The organism is Amycolatopsis thailandensis (assembly GCF_002234405.1).
Taxonomy (GTDB): Bacteria; Actinomycetota; Actinomycetes; order Mycobacteriales; family Pseudonocardiaceae; genus Amycolatopsis; species Amycolatopsis thailandensis.
On record NZ_NMQT01000035.1, the window covers coordinates 92760 to 109913 of the forward strand.

Genomic DNA, 17154 nt, shown 5'->3' on the forward strand with positions numbered 1-17154 from the left:
CAGGGACGGAACTCGCGTGATCAGAGGCGGATCTCGCGTGCTTGGGAGCGGAACTCACGAGATCCGTCTCCAGACACGCGAGTTCCGCCTTCAAGCACGTGTGTTCCGCCTTCAAGCACGCCGGACCGGGTTGGTCAGTTCGCCGACGCCCTCGATCGCCACCGTCACCTCGTCCCCTGGCTCCATCGGGCCGACCCCGGCCGGGCTGCCGGTGAGCACGACGTCGCCGGGGCGCAGGGTGAACCAACGGGTCACCCAAGCGAGGATCTCGGGCACGCCGAAGATCGCGCCCGTCACGACCTGGCTGCTGTTCATCCTGCCGGGCTGGGGCTGAGCGGGGTCCACATCGGACGGTCCGCGAAAGCCGTCCGATGTGGACTCTTCGCTAGCGGGAGCGGCGCTCGGCCAGCCAGCGCTCGGAGTCGGGAGTGCCGCCGTCGAGCCGGTCCACCACCTCGTCGAGGAAACTGCCGTGACCGTGGTCAGCGAGTGCCTTCAGCACCGCGTCGGGATCGCCGCCCTCGATGATCGTGAGCAGTTCGCGGTGCCGCTCGACGTTCTGCATCAGCGATTCGCCGTCACGACGGGCGCTGCGGTTGAGCGCCATGCACAACTGCATCTGCAGGGAAAGCGCGCGATAGGCCTCGGTGACCCGTTCGTGCCCGGCCAGCGCGACGATCGACTGGTGGAAGTCGTACTTGCGCTGTGTGAAGACGCCTTCGTCTCCGTCGAGGCCCGCTTGTTCGAAGGCGGCCAAGGCGTTCCGGCAGTCCTGCAGCCGCTCCGGCGAGCGGACCGGGACGCCGATCCGGACGGCGAAGGTTTCCAGCTCTTCGCGCAGGGTGATGATCTCGTAGACGTCGTGGCGGGTCAGGGGGCGGACGACGACACCTCGCCGCGGATGGGGCACGACGAGCCCCTCGAACGCCAGCACCTGCAACGCTTCGCGCAGCGGCGGGCGGGACACCCCGAGCCGCTCGGTGAGCTTGGCCTCGACCAAACGCGTGCCGGGCGGGAGTTCGCCGGAAAGTATCATCGCGCGCAGCGCCTGGGTGGCCAGATCGGCCATGCTCGGCGGCGCGACGATCCGGCCGTGCTCGTCCTGCACGGCGGCCGTGGAACTCGTGGTCATCCGAACCCCCTCATCTTCTGTATACGGTATATCAATCACTTTCCGTCGGCATGAGCGGTACGTCACCTCTTATTCGATTGGACTTTCCGTCCAGCGCTTATACAGTCAGTCTCGTGACCAACGAGCATCCGTATCCTCCGGCCTTCCGCAGCGGCGACCTGGTTTCCGTGTCCGGACGGCTCGGCGTGACCGAGACCGGGGAACTGGTCCCCGGCGGCTTCGACGCCGAATGCCCGCGCGCCTTCGCCAACCTCGACAGCGCGCTGCTTTCGGTGGGCGCCGGCCGGGCCGACGTGGTGAAGGTCGTCGTGTACCTGACCGACATCGCCGATCGCGACGGCCTCAACCGTGTGTACGAAGAGTTCTTCGCCGAGCCCCGGCCCGCTCGCACCTGCGTCGGAGTCGCGTCGCTCCCCTACGGCGGCGCCGTCGAAGTCGAGGCCCTCGCCCGGGTACGCGATGTCTGAGCAGGACGCGATCCTCGACGCGCTCGCCCCGGTGGCCGACGGCATCGCGGCGACGCTCGGCTCGTTCTGCGAGGTCGTGGTGCACGACTTCCGGCGCCCTGAACAGTCGGTGGTGGCGATCGCCGGCTCGGTCACCGACCGCAGCGTCGGCGGGTCGATGAGCGAGATCGGCATGGGTCTGCTCGCCCGCGGCGACGACGCCGAAGACCAGCTGAACTACGTCACCAGGACGGCGTCCGGGAAGCTGGTGAAGTCCTCGACCATGCTGCTGCGCGACAGCGGCGGCTCGGTGTTCGGCGCCCTGTGCGTGAACCTCGACGTCACCGCGCTCGGCCAGCTCAAGACCCTCGTCGGTGAACTCGCCGACGTCGGCACCGCCACCGAGACACCGACGACGACCTTCGGCGACGACGTGGACGCCGTCGTGGACGCGATCGTCGACGAACACCAGCTCCGGCTGAACAAACCCTGGACCGCGCTCAGCCGCGAAGAACGACTCGACCTGTTCCGCAGCCTGCACGCGCGCGGGGTTTTCGCCGTACGCCGGGCCGTTCCCCAGGTCGCGGCCCGGATCGGGATCTCCCGGGCCTCCGCTTACAACTATCTCGCCGAAATCCGTGATCAAGGAGCATCATGACCGCCCCCGTGACCATCGACGACATCCGCGACGCCGCCGCCCGCCTGGCCGGTGTCGCGCACCGGACCCCGGTCGTGCGTTCCCGTACCCTCGACGACCTCGTCGGCGCCGAGGTCTTCATCAAGTGCGAGAACCTCCAGCGCGTCGGGGCTTTCAAGTTCCGTGGCGCGTACAACGCCGCCTCCCGGCTCACGCCGGAACAGCTGGCGAAGGGCATCGCCGCCTACTCCTCGGGCAACCACGCGCAGGCCGTCGCGCTGGCCGCGCGGGAACTCGGGAGCAGCGCGGTCATCCTGATCCCGGAGGACACCCCGCAGTCCAAAAAGGACGCCACCGCGGGCTACGGCGCCGAGATCGTCACCTACGACCGGTACACCGGCGACCGGGTCGCGATCGGCGAGGCGCTGGCGACCGACCGGGGTCTCGCGCTCATCCCACCGTACGAGCACCCGCACGTGATCGCCGGACAGGGCACCGCGGCGCTGGAACTGCTGGAGGACACCGACTCCCTGGACACTCTCGTCGTCCCGGTCGGCGGCGGTGGCCTGATCGCGGGTAGCTCGACCGCCGCGAAGGCCGTGCGGCCCGGCATCCGGGTCGTCGGTGTCGAACCCGCCGAAGGTGACGACACCAAGCGCTCGCTGGAAGCGGGCGAACGCGTGTCGATCCCGGTCCCGCGGACGATCGCCGACGGCCAGGCTGCCTCGATCCCCGGCGAGCTGACGTTCTCGATCAACCAGCGGCTCGTCGACGACATCGCGCTGGTCACCGACGACCAGGTCCGGGACGCGATGCGGTTCGCGTTCGAGCGGCTGAAGCTCGTCATGGAGCCCAGCGGGGCGACCGGTCTCGCGGCGCTGCTCAGCAAGCAGATCCCCGTTTCGGGCCGGGTCGGGGTGATCATCAGCGGCGGGAACGTCAGCCCGGAACGCTTCGCCGAACTGATCGCTCCCTGACGCATTTCGTCCTCTGAACGCGGTAGTCCGTGAAGGACTCCTTGAGGGACTCTGGGTCCCTCAAGGAGTCCTTCACGGACTTGGGTCAGAGGCCGAGGCCGCCCGCCAGCACCGGCCACGAGTTCCGCAGCGCCCGTTGCCAGTAGGGCCAGCTGTGCGTGCCGTCGCCGTAGTAGTCGACGGTCACCGGAATCCCCTTGGCCTTCAACCGATCCGTGAAACTCACCGACGAGGCCAGCGCCTCGGGCTCGAAGAAGTCGGACTGGCCCGGCGGGTCGAGCGGGCCGGTCTTCCCGTTCCCGCAGGAGATGTAGAGCGTCGTGCCGCGAAGGTCGTCGACGTGGTCGAACGGGTTGTTCGCCGACCAGATCGGCCGCATCCCCCAGCTGTCGCCCCAGAGTTCCAGGTAGTTGAAGATCCCCGCGCGGGCCAGGATCCCCTGGATGAACAGCGGGGCTCCCTGGTTGAGCGTGTTCGGCACGCCGCTGTAGGACGCCGCCGCGGTGAACATCCCCTTGTGCTTGTACGAATACGCGAGCGCGCCGTAGCCGCCGATCGACAGTCCGGCGATCGCGCGGCGCGTGCCCGCCCGGTAGCCGCGTTCGACGATCTGCCGCACCTCCAGGGTGTGGAAGGTGTCCCAGTCCGGAGTGCTCTTGAGGCCGAAGTTCCACCACTTGGTGTACATCCCGGCGGGGCCGCCGGTCGGCATGACGACGAGGGCGTCCTTGTCCGCGGTGAACGCCTTCACGTCGGTGAACTGGTCCCACGAGCGGTAGTCCACCGGTTCGCAGCAGCCGTGCAGCAGGTACAACGCGGGCCAGGTCCGCGCGGGTTGCGCGGCCCAGCCGGTCGGGACCAGCAGGCGGACCATGCCGGTGGTGCCGAGCGCGGGCGAGCTGATCTTGAGGTCGACGGTGCGCGCGTCGAGCCAGGTCTCCTCGACGACTTTCGCGCCGTTGTCGGCAGTGACCTGCGCGGGCGCGGCGACCGCGGGGATCGAGCTTCCGAGCAGGGCGACCATCGACAACATCAGCGGACCCCACCACCGCCTTCGGTTCATCACTTCTCCTCGCTCACAAAGGGATGTTTCCGTGCTTCTTGGCCGGGAGGGTCTGCCGTTTGGTCCGCAGCGCCCACAGGGCCCTCGCCACGTGCAGGCGCGTCTGCGACGGTGCGATGACCTGATCGACGTAGCCGCGTTCCGCCGCCAGGTAAGGGTTCGAGTGCCGTTCGCGGTAGGCCTCGGTGAGGCGTCTCCGTTCGGCCGACCGCTGTTCCGGCGGCAGCCCGGCCAGTTCGCGCCGGTGCAGCACCCTCACCGCGCCCTCCGCGCCCATGACCGCGATCTCCGCGGTGGGCCACGCCAGGTTGACGTCGGCGCCGAGATGCTTCGACCCCATCACCGCGTACCCGCCGCCGTAGGCCTTGCGGATCACCACGGTCACCTTCGGCACGGTCGCCTCGGCGTAGGCGTAGATCAGTTTCGCCCCGCGCCGGATGATCCCGTGCCGTTCCTGGGCTTCCCCGGGCAGATAGCCGGGGACGTCGGCGAGGGTGAGGATCGGGATCCCGAAGGCGTCGCAGAACCGCACGAACCGCGCTGCCTTCTCCGAGGCGTCGATGTCGATCACACCGGCCTGATGCCGCGGCTGGTTGGCCACGACGCCGACCGTCCTGCCCCGCACCCGGCCGAACGCGCAGATCATGTTCGGCGCGAAGGCGCCGTGCACCTCGGTGAACTCGCCGTCGTCGACGAGGCGGACGATCACCTCGGTCATGTCGTAGGCCTGGTTCAGCGAATCGGGCACCAGGCGGTCGAGTTCGAGATCGGCGGCGGTGAGGTCGGGAGCGGTGTCGTCGGCGTACTCCGGGACGACGTCGAGGTTGTTGGACGGCAGGTAGCCGAGCAGCGTCCGCACCCAGTCGATCGCGTCATCCTCGTCGGTGGCCCGGTAGTGCGCGTTCCCGGAGATCTCGGTGTTCACCGCGGCCCCGCCGAGCTGCTGGGCGGTGACCCGCTCGCCGCTGACGGCGTGCACGACGTCCGGCCCGGTGACGAACATGTGCGCGGTCTCGTCGACCATCACCGTGAAGTCCGTGATCGCCGGCGAATAGACCGCGCCGCCCGCGCAAGGGCCCATGATCAGCGAGATCTGCGGGATGACACCGGACGCCAGCGCGTTGCGCCGCCCGAGTTCGGCGTAGTAGGCCAGCGAGACGACGCCTTCCTGGATCCGGGCGCCGCCGGAGTCGTTGATCCCCACCACCGGGCAGCCCAGCGTCATCGCCAGATCCATCACCTTGAGGACCTTCTCGCCGAAGACCTCGCCCATGCTGCCGCCGAACACGGTGAAGTCCTGGGAGAACACGCAGATCTGCCTGCCGTCGACCGTGCCGTGCCCGGTCACCACGCCGTCGCCGTAGGGCCGGTGGGCGTCCATCCCGAACTCCGTGCACCGGTGCCGCGCGAACTGGTCGAGCTCGACGAAGGAGCCAGGGTCCAGCAACAGTTCGACGCGTTCGCGCGCGGTCAGCTTGCCTTTGGCGTGCTGCCGGTCGACGGCTCGTTTCTCGGCGATCCGGACGGCTTCGTCCTGGCGGGCGGCGAGGTCGGCGATGCGGAACGCCGTCGTCGGGGTGAACGGGACGTCGGTCATGGCCGCGCCGCTCTCGGTGCCGCGAGCCGCGCCGCCAGCGCCCCGGCGACCACTTCGACGTGCGGCGGGTCGATCATCGACAGGTGATCACCGGGAACGCGCACGACCTCCAGCTCGGCGCAGAAAGCGTCCCAGCCGAGGGCGTCGTCGGTCCGGAGATAGCGCGGGTCGAGCGTGGTGGTCAGCGGATGTGGTTCCTGCGCCCGCAGCAACAGCACCGGCCCGGCGTAGGGTTCCGGGGCGTAGCGTTCGGCCACCCGCGCGTCCACATAGGACTCGTACTGGTGCCGCAGCACCCCTTGACCCATCCCGGGCACTCGCGCGGCCAGCTCGCCGATCACCAGCCGGATCTGTTCGTCGTCGCCGAGCCGGAGGAGGTCCTCGCGCGGGATCTCCAGGGGAACGCCGTAAGTTTGCTCGACGTGTTCGGCGAACCGGGCGAAGCGGTCCAGCAGGATCTCCTGCGCCGGAATCCCGGGCGCGGGCAACGGCAGGATGCTGTCGATCATGACCACGAGGTCGACCCGCTCCCCCGCCGCCGTCAGCCGCCGGGCCGTCTCGTAGGCGAGACAACCGCCGAACGACCAGCCGCCCAGCCGGTACGGCCCGTGTGGCTGGATTTCCCGGATCAGCTCCAGGTAGCACTCGGCCTTGCCCTCGACGGTGTCCTCTTCGTCGATCCGTTCGAGCCCGTAGACAGACCTGCCCTCGGGCAGCAGGCGGACGAGTCCGTCGTAGACGCTCGTCGGGCCACCCGCCGGATGGAACAGGAACAGTGGATCCGTGCCGCCCTCGCGCAACGGCCGGACCGGGCAGCCCCCGCGACCCTCGATCCGGTCGCGCAGCAGGTCGGCCACCGCGGCGATGGTCGGTGTCGCGAAGAGCCGATCGGGGACGGCTCCGAGCTCCCCGGCGAACACGGCGCGCAGCCGATCGGCCGCTTCGGCGTCGCCACCCACCGCGAAGAAGTCGTCGTGGACACCGGGCTCGGCGCCGCCCAGTTCCGCCTGCCAATGCCGGGCGACCCAGCGTTCGGCCGGATCCCGGGGCCCGACCGCCGCACCCGGGCCGGCGGGCCGCGCGCCTGTCTCGCCGAATCCTGCCTGGTCGGCGAGATGGTCGGCGAGTTCGGCGAGGCTGGCTCCGCGCAGAAGCAGCGGAATCGGCAACGGCAGGCCGAAATCGCGTTCCACGACGCCTTTGGCGCGCATGGCGGTGAGCGAGTCCAGGCCGAGCCGGGTGAGTGACGTGTGCCTGTCGATCTCGTCCGCGGCGAGGCCGAGCATCCCGGCGACGAGCCCGGCCAGGTAGTCGGCCAGCATCTCACGGGCGGCTTCCGGCAGGACCGCCCGCAGCGCCTCCAGTCCGTCCCATGTGGACGGTCCGGTGTCCGGTTCTTCCTTCGGCACCAAGATCTCGAAGAACGGCCGTGCGGCCAGTCCCGGGAACAGGGCCAGCACGATCCCGGCGTCGACGCGGGCGATCCCGGTCGCCGCCCGGTCACGCGCCAGCACGGCATCCATCGCTGCCAGGGCCTCCTCCGTACCGAGCGGTTCGAGAACCGGGTTGCGGTTGCCGACGGCAGCTCCGGCCTCGCCCCAGGCTCCCCAGCCGATGGTCGCCGCGGGCAGGCCGGCGGCCCGGCGCCACGCGACGAGCGCGTCCACCCAGGCGTTCGCGGTGGCGTAGGCGGTCTGCCCCGGCGATCCGAACATCGCGGCCGCCGACGAGTACGTCAGCCACCAGTCGAGGTCGTGTCCTGCCGTCGCCTCGTGCAGCCGCCACGCTCCGAGCGCTTTCGCCCGCCAGACGGCTTCGACCACGCTGATCTCGACGGAGACGGCCGCGCCGTCGGACAGGACACCGGCCGCGTGCAGCACCCCACGCAACGGCATCCCGTCGTCCGTGGCGGCCGTGACCAGTTCCTCGGCCGTTCCCGGATCGGCGATGTCGCCCGCGATCACCCGGACGTCGGCGCCCAGCTCACGCAGATCCGCCAGCATCGGTTCGACCTCGGAGCTCGCGCCACGACGACCGGAGAGGACGAGCCTGGTCGCGCCGCGTTTCGCGAGCCAGTCCGCCGCGACCAGACCGAGGCCGCCCAGGCCGCCGGTGATGACGTACGCGCCTTCGCGCACCACGGGTTTGTCGCCGGGGCCGCCGAGTTCCGGGCGGTCCAGGACCCGCGTGTACCGGACGCCTTCGCGCCACGCGATCTCGTCGTCCGGCGCCTCCGCGCGGATCTCGGCGACCAGCCTGCCCGCCCACAGCCGGGCGGGGACCTGCTCGGCGTCGAAGTCGACCTGACTCGCCCGCAGCTCGGGGTGTTCGAAGGCGAGCACCCGGACCAAGCCGCGCAGCCACGCCTGGCCGGGATCACCGCACTCGCCGGCTTCGACGGCCGAGGCGCCAGCGCTGACCAGCCACAACCGCGGCGGGGTCGGCGCTCCGGCCAGCTCGGCGACCACGCCGGAGAGCGCGGCGACCGTCCGCGGGGCCACCAGCGGATCCGACTGCGGGACACAGACGAGCACCCCCGCCACTTCCCGGGACCCCACGAGCTCCGCCAACGCGGCGCGATCTCCGAGCGGCGCGGTCGCCATCTCGTCCCCGGACTCGGTGAGCAGATCACGCAACGCCGTCAGCCAAGGCACGCCCTCGTGCAGGACGGCCCAGTGGCGTGCGCCCGGTTTCCCCGCCGGGAGGTCGGTCTGCCGCCAGACCGTTTCGAACAGCAGGTCCGTCATCGGCACCGGCAGCGCCGATCGCTGGAACCGGCGGCAGTAGACCTCCCGGAACTCGACCAGGACGACGTCGTCGGCGTCGACCAGCTGGACGCCGCCGACCAAGCCGTCACCGGCCGGGTCGAGGGAGTCGAGCACGGCGTCCACCCGGACGCCCCGGCCGGGGTCGCCCGCGAGGACGACCTCGCCCAAGGTCAGCGGAAGGAAGACTCCCTCGGCTTCGCGCAGCGCGTCCCCGGCGGCCGCGGCCAGCGCGTGCAGGCAAGCGTCCGCGATCACCGGGTGCAGGACGTAGGCCGGATGGTCGACGGGCAAGGTGATCGACGCCGACGCCCGGCCAGGCGCCGCGAAGACACCGCTCAGCCCGCGGAAAGCGGGACCGTAGCTCTGTCCCATCCCAGCCAGTGTCCGGTAGAGATCGAGAGGCCTGGCGTCCTCGGTGACAGCGCCGAACGGCACCACCGACGTCTCCCCGTCGCGGACTCGGGCCGTGGCGTGCCGGATCCAGCCGCCGCCCGCGGATCGCGCGTAGACGTCCACTTCGGACGGTCCGGAACCGGTGCTCAGGCTGGTCGTCACCTCGGTGTGCGCGGCGAGCGGCAGCACCCGGTGCAGTTCGAGCCCGCCGACGCGCAGTTGCCCACCGGGCCGCAGGACCGCCTTGGCCGCCGCGAGCGCCAGTTCGAGGAACCCGGCGCCCGGGAACAACGCGACCCCCATCGCCGCGTGATCGGCGAGCCAGGGCAGCACCTCCGTCCCGACGTCCGCGTTCCACAGGTGCCCGCCACCGGTCGGCTGTTCGATGTGGACACCCAGCAACGGGTGCGTGCCACCGGATCCGGGCCGGGCGGCCGGGCGCCGCGGCCAGAACCGTTCATGCCGCCAGCGCGGGCCGGGCAGCTCGACCGGGACCGGACGAGGACCCCGGGCGTCGAGCACGCCCGGCACGCCGAGGGTGTGCAGCCGGGCGAGTGTGGTCAGGAAGGCCGTCCGTTCGTCGATCTTGCGGCTCGCCGAGGGCAGCGCGAGCGCCCCGGTGCTCTGCTCGATCGCGGCGAGCGCCACCGGATGCGGGGAGATCTCGACGAACACGCCGTACCCGTCGGCGGTCGCCGCCGCCAGCGCCTGGCTGAACCGCACCGGACGGCGCAGGTTCGCCGCCCAGTACTCGACATCGAACGTCGGCGACCACAGTGGATCGTCGAGAACGCTGCTGTAGCAAGGGATCTCGGCCGGTCGCGGCGCGAGCCCGTCGAGCTCGGCACGGAACCGGTCGAGGACGGCGTCGACGGCCTCCGAATGCCCGGCGCCCCCGACCGGCAGCCGTCTCGCCAGTCTGCCGAGGCTTTCGACGTGCGAGACCAGGGCCTCGACCTGCTCGGCGTCGCCGCTGACGGTGCACTGGACCGGCGAGGCGTAGACCGCGACGGTGATGCCGGGGAACTCCGCTTCCAGCTCGGCCAGTTCGGCCGGGGAAAGCTCGACCACCGCCATCGCGCCGACGCCGCTCGCGTCGACCTCGGAGAGCAACCGGGCCCGCGTGGTCATCACGCGCAGGCCGTCGGCGACGTCCAGCGCCCCCGCGATGACGGCGGCCGCGACTTCGCCCATCGAATGCCCGAGCACCGCGTCCGGGACGACGCCGTGCGCGCGCCAGAGTCCCGCGAGGGCGAGCTGCATGCCGAACAGCGCGAGTTGCGTCGCGCCGAGATCCGGCAGGTCACGCTCGCCGGCGAGCACCTCGCGCAGGGAGAACCCGGCTTCCTCGCGGAACACCGGATCGAGTGCCTCCACCTCGGCGCGGAACGCGGGCTCGGTCCGCAGCAGGAGACGGCCCATGCCGGGCCACTGTGAGCCGTAGCCGGAGAAGACGAACACGAGATCGGGCACGGGCCCGGCTTCGGCGGCGGTCATTTCGCGCAGCGCGGCGGCGAGCCGGTCACGGTCCTGGGCGACGACCGCCCCGCGGATGGGCAGGTGGTCCCGCCCTCGCGCCAGCGTCGCGGCGACGACGTCCAGCGGTACCTCACGGTGGTCTTCGAGCCAGGCCGCCAGGTCGGCGGCCCGTGTCCGGAGCACCTCGGGCGACCGTGCCGACAGCGCGAACACCTGCGGGCCTTCGGTTTCCTTTCCGCGGGTGGGGAACGACGCGGCGGGCCACTCTTCGAGGACGACGTGGGCGTTGGTGCCGCCGAAGCCGAACGCGGAGACCCCGGCGCGGGCGACACCGGAGTAGCGGGGCCAGTCCGCCCCGGTGCCGACCACACGGAGACCGAGTCCGGTGAAGTCGATGTGCGGACTGGGTTCCCGGTAGTGCGGGGTCGGCGGCAGCCGCCGGTGGACCATCGCGAGGACGACCTTGATCAGCCCGGCGATGCCCGCCGCGCCTTCGAGATGGCCCAGGTTCCCCTTGACCGAGCCGATCAGGAGCGGGCGGGCGGCTTCACGTCCGGTTCCGAGTACCTCGCCGAGCGCGCCGGCCTCGATGGGGTCCCCCAGCGCGGTGCCGGTCCCGTGCGCCTCCACGTAGTCCACAGAGGACGGTTCGACCCCCGCCGCCGCGTACGCCTCCCGCAACAGGGCGGCCTGCGCACGGGGACTGGGCGCGACGAGACCGTTGGACCGGCCGTCGGAGTTCACCGCGCTGCCGCGGATCACCGCGAGCACCCGGTCCCCCGCGCGACGGGCGGCCTTCAGCGGTTTGAGCACGACGACACCACAGCCCTCGCCTCGGGCGATGCCGTCGGCGGCGGCGTCGAACGGTTTGCAGTGACCGTCCGGGGCGAGCACTCCGGCCCGCCGGAAGGTGGCGGTGACGGCGGGGGTGAGCAGCAGGTTCACCCCCGCGACGAGCGCCGTCCCGCATTCACCGCGGCGCAGGCTCTGCACCGCCTGGTGCACCGCCACCAGCGACGACGAACAGGCCGTGTCGAGGGTGAGACTGGGCCCGCGCAGGTCGAACAGGTACGAGAGCCGGTTGGCGGCGATGCTCGTCGCGGCGCCGGTGGCGGACCAGACGTCGACGGCGGCGGGATCGGTCATGGTCAGGTGGCCGTACTCGCCCGCCGAGAGCCCGACGAAGACCCCGGTGCGGCTTCCTCGCAGCGTCGACGGCGGGATCCCGGCGTGTTCCAGTGCCGCCCAGGTGACTTCGAGCAGCATCCGCTGCTGGGGATCCATCGCTTCGGCCTCCCCCGGGACGATGCCGAAGAAGTCGGCGTCGAACCCGGCGATGTCGTCGAGGAAACCACCGCGGCCGAAGTCTTCCTCCCAGCGCCCTTCGGGAATGTCGCGGATGCCGTCGCGGCCGACGTCCAGGAAGCGCCAGTACTGCTCCGGCGACTCGGTACCGCCGGGCAGGCGGCAGCCGATGCCGACGATCGCGATCGGTTCCTCTTCCCGGGCCTCACCGGTAGCGGCCACTGGTTGCTCCACTGTGGACAGATGGTCGGCGAGGGCGGCGATCGTCGGATGTTCCCACACCAGGGTCGGCGCCAGCGGACGACCGAGGTACCGGCCGAGGTCCGCGGCCAGCTCCATCGACTCGCGCGACGAAAGCCCGCTTTCGTGCAATGGCCGGTCCGGGTCCGCGGGCAGCCCCGTGCGGTCCGCCACCCACGCGATGAGCCAGGCCCGGATCCCCGCGGTCATCCGAGCCGCCGCGCGGTCAGTACACCGTCCACATAGGATTTCCGGCACAAGGAACGGCTGATCTTCCCGCTGGAGGTGCGCGGCACTTCGCCCGGCGCGAGGAAGACGACGTCGTAAGGGCGCAGGCCGTGCGCTGTCGAAACCGTCCTGCGGATCTCCGCGGCCGCCGCGGCGACGTCGGCCTCGGTCCCCTTGGCCTGTTCCACCACCACGACCGCCGCTTCGCCGTCTTCGCGCTCGATCGCGAAGGCCGCGGCGGAATGCGGGCGGACCGCGGGGTGGGTCTCGACGGTCTGCTCGACGTCCTGCGGATAGTGGTTGCGGCCGTCGACGATGACGAGATCCTTCAGCCTGCCGGTCATGAACAGCTCGCCGTCGTGGCGCACGCCGAGGTCTCCGGTCGCCAGCCAGCCCGCGCCGGAGTCCGGATCGATCGGCGGCAGGCCGAAGACGGCGACGGACTCGCTGGGCAATCCCCAGTAGCCCACGCCGACGTTCGGGCCGTTGACCTGGATTTCCCCCACCCGGCCCGGTTCGACCAGCGCGCCGGTGACCGGGTCGGCGATGCGAACCCGTTGCCCGGCGGGGAATCCGCAGGAGACGAGCGTGGTGGACGCCGCGCCGGGAGCGGCGGGGGCCGCCAGTCCGGCGGCGAGCCGGTCGCGGTCGAAGGTGACCTGGCGGGGCGCCTTGCCCGCCTCGGTGACGGAGACGAGCACTGTGGCCTCGGCCAGCCCGTAGGAGGAGCGATGGACCTCGGGACGCAGCCCGCAGTCCGCGAAAGCGCCGTGGAACTTCGCGATGGTCGCGGGCAGGACCGGCTCGCTGCCGTTGATCAGCGAGACGACCCGGCTCAGTTCGAGGTAGCTCTTCTCGGCTTCGGTCACGCGGGAAGCGCTGTAGGCGTAGGCGAAATTGGGTGCCGCGCTGATCGCGCCGGGACTGGCCGAGAGGGCGCGCAGCCAGCGGGACGGGCGTTCGAGGAACGCGAGCGGATCCATCAGGACCGAGGCCACGCCGGCGGCCATCGGCGCGCCGATGCCGAGGATCAGGCCCATGTCGTGGAAGAGCGGCAACCAGCTGACGGTGGACGTCGTCCCGGTCTCGATCGCGTAGGCGTCGCAGGCCTGGCGGGCGTTGGTGAGCGCGTTGCGATGGGTCAGCATCACGCCGGCCGGGGTCCGCGTGGAACCGGACGTGTACTGGAGGTACGCCAGTGCGTCAGGTTCCGGTCGCGGCCAGGAACGTTCACCGGCCGCGACCGAAGCAGAGGTGTCGACGGCGAGCACGGCGGGCCGCTCGATCGCCGTCGAGGCGAGGAAACCGGCGACGGCGTCGATTCCGTCGGTGGTCGTGAGCACGACCCGCGGCGCGCAATCGGCGAGTACCGCGGTCAGCCTGCCCGCGTGTCCGGGGAGGTCCGGGGCGAACAGCGGGACCGCGACCAGCCCGGCCCGGATCGCGCCGAGGAACGCGACGACGTAGTCGGCCGACTGCCGCGCCAGGATCGCCGCCCGCTCCCCCGGGGCGGCGAAGGTGGCCAGGCGGGTGGCGAGGGCCTCGACGCGGTCGTCGAGTTCGCGCCAGGACAGGGTGACCGCCCGGCCGTCCGCACCGGCGCGATGGTCGAGGTAGGTCACCGCGACCTCGTCGCCGAGCCGCCGCGCCCAGTACTCCAACAGGGTCGCGAAAGACTCCCCGGCGGGTGCGCCGTCCTGGCCGTGGGCGGCGACGACCGTTTCCGAAATGGTTTCCATGGCCCCTCGTTTGACGACGTGAGCAGGAGCGGGTGAATGCGGAACGGCGCCGTTGCCGAAAGCGGATTCCATTCCGGAGACCGTTCTTTTCTCTTCCCGGAACTGTATGGATCATCCGCGAAGAGTGTCAATGAAAGGGCCGTGAAACGCTGACGGCGGTGCGGCCGTGCTCACCGGGAAGAGAGAAACGGGGCACCCCGCTTGTCACTTCGGGACGGACTTTGCCCCGCCCGCGGGTTCAGCAACCGGAGCGCGAGGAGCGCGCCGAGGATCTCCAGTCCCGCCGCGGTCAGCAAGCCCGCCGTGTAACCGTCGGCCAGCGCGGACGCGGCACCTTCGTCGAGCCGCGCCGCACGCACCACCGCCAGTACGGCTCCGATCAGCGCGACGCCCAGCGCGCTCGACAGCTCCCTGGACGCGGTGAGCAGCCCGGAGGCGGTGCCCGCGTGCCGTTCCGCCACGATTTCCAGCGCGTACGAGGTCAGCGGCGTGGTCAAGGCCGATCCGGCCCCGATCAGCACCAGCCCGGGAATCCTCGGGAGAACCTCCGGGACGTGGTTGACCGCGGCGACCGCCAGCAGGCCCACCGCCACCGTGGCCAGCCCCGCCGCGACGGTCCGATGTGGACCGAACCGCGGCACGGCCCAGGGCACCAGCGGGGTCGCGGCGACGACCGCGATCGCCACCACGACCAGCGGCGACCCGGCGAGGACCGGCCCGAGCCCGAGGGATTCCTGATGCAGCAACGGGGTGAAGAAGAAGACTCCCGAGACTCCCAGCCCCCACAGCAACTGCACGACGAGCGCGCCGGAGAAGACCCGCTGACCGGTCAGTTCGCTGGGTACCAGCCGGTCTCGCGCGCGTCTTTCCCTGAGCACGAACCAGATCGCGAAGCCCGTTCCCGCGACCCCGGACACCGCGGACACCAAGACGTCACCCTCGCCCAGTTCCACGACGGCGGCGGTGACCAGGACCATCCCGGTGGTCGCCACCAGCATCGAGAGCACGGCGGGCCGGCCCGCGGCCAGATCGCGACCCGCGACGGCGACCTTGCGCAACAGAGCCAGCATCGCCGCCACGAACGGGAGATTGACGAAGAAGATCCAGCCCCAGCCCAGGTACTCGCTGAGCACGCCGCCGAGTGTCGGGCCGAGCGCCAGCGCGACCGCGAGGCAGGCTGTCCAGACCGTCGCGCCGACTGCCCGTCTTCGCTCGTCGAGGTTGGTGCGGAGCAGGCTGAGCAGGGCCGGGACCAGGAACGCGGCGGCGGCGCCCTGCAGTATTCGCGCGGAGATGACGAGCCACGCCGTCGTGGCCAGCCCTCCGACGGCCGCTCCGGCGCCGAACCCGAGCAGCCCTGCCCGCAGGGTCGCGGCCTGTCCCCAGCGGTCCACGAGCGTGCCCGCGACCGGCAGGAGCCCGGCGAACGGGAGCATGTACCCGATGCTCACCCATTGCAGCGTGGGCAGATCGAGTGCGAGGTCACGGGCGATGGACGGCGCGCCCGCCGCGACGATCGTGTTGTCGAGCGTGGTGACGAAAGCCCCGAGCGCGATCATGACCAGCGTCGGCCGCATTTTCACTCCTCGCGAGTGGTAATGACGATTCGAACCGTCTTTACCACTCGCGAAACCCGCACTCTCACTCACGTGACAATTTCCGCCGCGCCCGTTGATACTCGTGACAGGAACTCCTTCCGGCGGTTGCCGAATTCCTCACTCGTGTGAGTACATGGCGTGCTCGTACGTCGTCGTGCGGCAAGGAGTAGCCATGACCCGAACGGCCGCACAGCGGCTCTGGTGTTCGCTGCCCGACGAGGTGGCGCGGCGCTTCCGGCCGCATGCCGACCCGCTCGCGCGGCGCATCCTGGAGGAGATCCAGCAGGCTGTCCCCGAGTACGGGAAGCCGCTGGAGGGCGAGTTCGGCCGGGTCATCGTGCGCGCGATCGAACAAGCGGTGGTCAGCTGCATCGACAGCATCGGTGACCTCGGCGCGCCCCCGGACGACTGGGTGCGGCTGTTCGTCGAGGTCGGCAAGCGGGTGCACCGCGACGGCGGAAGCCTGAACACGCTGCAAGCCGCCTACCGCGCGGGCGGCCGCGCGGCGCTGCGTTATGTGGCGAAGTTCGGGCAGGCGCACCGCCTTCCCCCGGCGGTCCTCTGCATCGGCGCGGAGGCGATCTTCGCCTACGTGGACGAGATCTCGTCGCATTCGGTGGAGGGCTACACGCTCGCGCAGGCGACCGCGACCGGCACACTGGAGAGGAGGCGAAGACGGCTGCTCGAACTGCTGCTCGCCACTCCCCCGTCGTCCCCCGCCACTCTCGCGACGATGGCGGAAGCCGCGAAGTGGGAGATGCCGGACAGGGTCTGCGTCGTAGCGCTCGACCCGCGCGCCGAACAACACCGGATCCCCGCGCCGCGCGTCGCCGACGACGTCCTGCTCGATCTGGAAGGCAACGAACCCTGTCTGCTCACCCCGGATCCGGGCCGCGATCTGCGCGATCTCGACGGCAGGCTCCCCGGCTGGCGCGCCGCCGTCGGCCCCCGGGTCCATCCGGCCGACGCCGCGAAGTCGCTGCGGTGGGCCCGGCGCACCCTCGATCTGGTGAGCCGGGGCGTGATCGAAGACCGCGCGGTGATCCGCACTTCGGACCACTTGGCCACCCATTGGCTCCTGCTCGACCGCTTCCTGCTCGACGAGGTTTCGGACAAGGTGCTCGCGCCGTTCTCCGGGTTGACGGTGAAACAGCAGATCCGGCTGGCGGAGACACTGCTGGCCTGGCTGGAGCACAACGGGAGCACGCCGGACATCGCGCAGGCGCTCGCGATCCACCCGCAGACGGTGCGCTACCGGGTCAGTCAGCTGAGCGACCTGTTCGGGGACAGCCTGGCGGATCCCGCGCGACGCCTCGAACTCCAGATGGCCTTGCGGGCACATCAGCTGCTGGGCACCCGGCCGCCGGAAGAGTCCACTTCGGACGATCAGTGAGCGGGGCCGGGTCGGTCGTGAGTGGCGATTCGGCCTGTTGGAAGGCAAGGCAAATATGTCGTGATCGAGTCTCCTGCCGAGCATGGCCTTCGCGGCACGGACCGACCTGGCCGCGTGAGCCGGTCACGACTTTGACCGTCCACAAGGGACACTTGTTCC

The 17154-nt window shown here is 70.9% G+C and carries 11 protein-coding genes; 4 read left to right on the plus strand and 7 right to left on the minus strand.

What is annotated here, in order from left to right:
- Positions 1 to 111: 111 nt before the first annotated feature.
- Positions 112 to 315, minus strand: a complete 204-nt coding sequence (locus CFP71_RS11675) for a fumarylacetoacetate hydrolase family protein (RefSeq protein ID WP_279629217.1) — start codon at positions 313 to 315, stop codon at positions 112 to 114.
- Between the two features lie 70 nt (positions 316 to 385).
- Complete coding sequence (locus CFP71_RS11680; RefSeq protein WP_093933854.1) at positions 386 to 1132, minus strand: GntR family transcriptional regulator; 747 nt, start codon at positions 1130 to 1132, stop codon at positions 386 to 388.
- 113 nt (positions 1133 to 1245) lie between these two features.
- Here CFP71_RS11680 and CFP71_RS11685 point away from each other — a divergent pair, with 113 nt between their 5' ends.
- Genes CFP71_RS11685 through CFP71_RS11695 form a run of 3 tightly spaced genes read left to right on the plus strand, consistent with a single transcriptional unit; the run spans position 1246 to position 3192 of the window.
- The gene (locus CFP71_RS11685) at positions 1246 to 1599 is read left to right on the plus strand and encodes a RidA family protein (RefSeq protein WP_093933855.1); all 354 of its coding nucleotides are present in this window, start codon (positions 1246 to 1248) and stop codon (positions 1597 to 1599) included.
- On the plus strand, positions 1592 to 2236 hold the full coding sequence (locus CFP71_RS11690; RefSeq protein ID WP_093933856.1) for a helix-turn-helix transcriptional regulator: 645 nt from the start codon (positions 1592 to 1594) through the stop codon (positions 2234 to 2236). Before CFP71_RS11685 ends, CFP71_RS11690 begins: the two co-directional genes overlap by 8 nt.
- The gene (locus CFP71_RS11695) at positions 2233 to 3192 is read left to right on the plus strand and encodes a pyridoxal-phosphate dependent enzyme (RefSeq protein WP_093933857.1); all 960 of its coding nucleotides are present in this window, start codon (positions 2233 to 2235) and stop codon (positions 3190 to 3192) included. Before CFP71_RS11690 ends, CFP71_RS11695 begins: the two co-directional genes overlap by 4 nt.
- Positions 3193 to 3277: 85 nt before the next feature.
- Here the strand turns inward: CFP71_RS11695 and CFP71_RS11700 are convergent, their stop codons facing one another.
- From CFP71_RS11700 to CFP71_RS11720, 5 genes are all read right to left on the minus strand, one after another.
- Positions 3278 to 4255, minus strand: a complete 978-nt coding sequence (locus CFP71_RS11700) for an alpha/beta hydrolase (RefSeq protein WP_093933858.1) — start codon at positions 4253 to 4255, stop codon at positions 3278 to 3280.
- Positions 4256 to 4268: 13 nt separating this feature from the next.
- The gene (locus CFP71_RS11705; RefSeq protein WP_093933859.1) at positions 4269 to 5852 is read right to left on the minus strand and encodes an acyl-CoA carboxylase subunit beta; all 1584 of its coding nucleotides are present in this window, start codon (positions 5850 to 5852) and stop codon (positions 4269 to 4271) included.
- Entirely contained in the window at positions 5849 to 12247 is a 6399-nt protein-coding gene (locus CFP71_RS11710) for a type I polyketide synthase (protein WP_093933860.1), read from the minus strand. The genes CFP71_RS11705 and CFP71_RS11710 overlap by 4 nt, the downstream gene beginning before the upstream one ends.
- Positions 12244 to 14004: a fatty acyl-AMP ligase gene (locus CFP71_RS11715; RefSeq protein WP_093933861.1), complete on the minus strand. Its 1761-nt coding sequence runs from the start codon at positions 14002 to 14004 to the stop codon at positions 12244 to 12246. Before CFP71_RS11715 ends, CFP71_RS11710 begins: the two co-directional genes overlap by 4 nt.
- Before the next feature lie 170 nt (positions 14005 to 14174).
- Positions 14175 to 15581, minus strand: a complete 1407-nt coding sequence (locus CFP71_RS11720; RefSeq protein WP_093933862.1) for an MFS transporter — start codon at positions 15579 to 15581, stop codon at positions 14175 to 14177.
- 193 nt (positions 15582 to 15774) lie between these two features.
- On the opposite strand from CFP71_RS11720, the gene CFP71_RS11725 reads away from it, so the two are divergent.
- Positions 15775 to 16995, plus strand: a complete 1221-nt coding sequence (locus CFP71_RS11725; protein WP_167406085.1) for a PucR-like N-terminal domain-containing protein — start codon at positions 15775 to 15777, stop codon at positions 16993 to 16995.
- Positions 16996 to 17154: the final 159 nt, after the last annotated feature.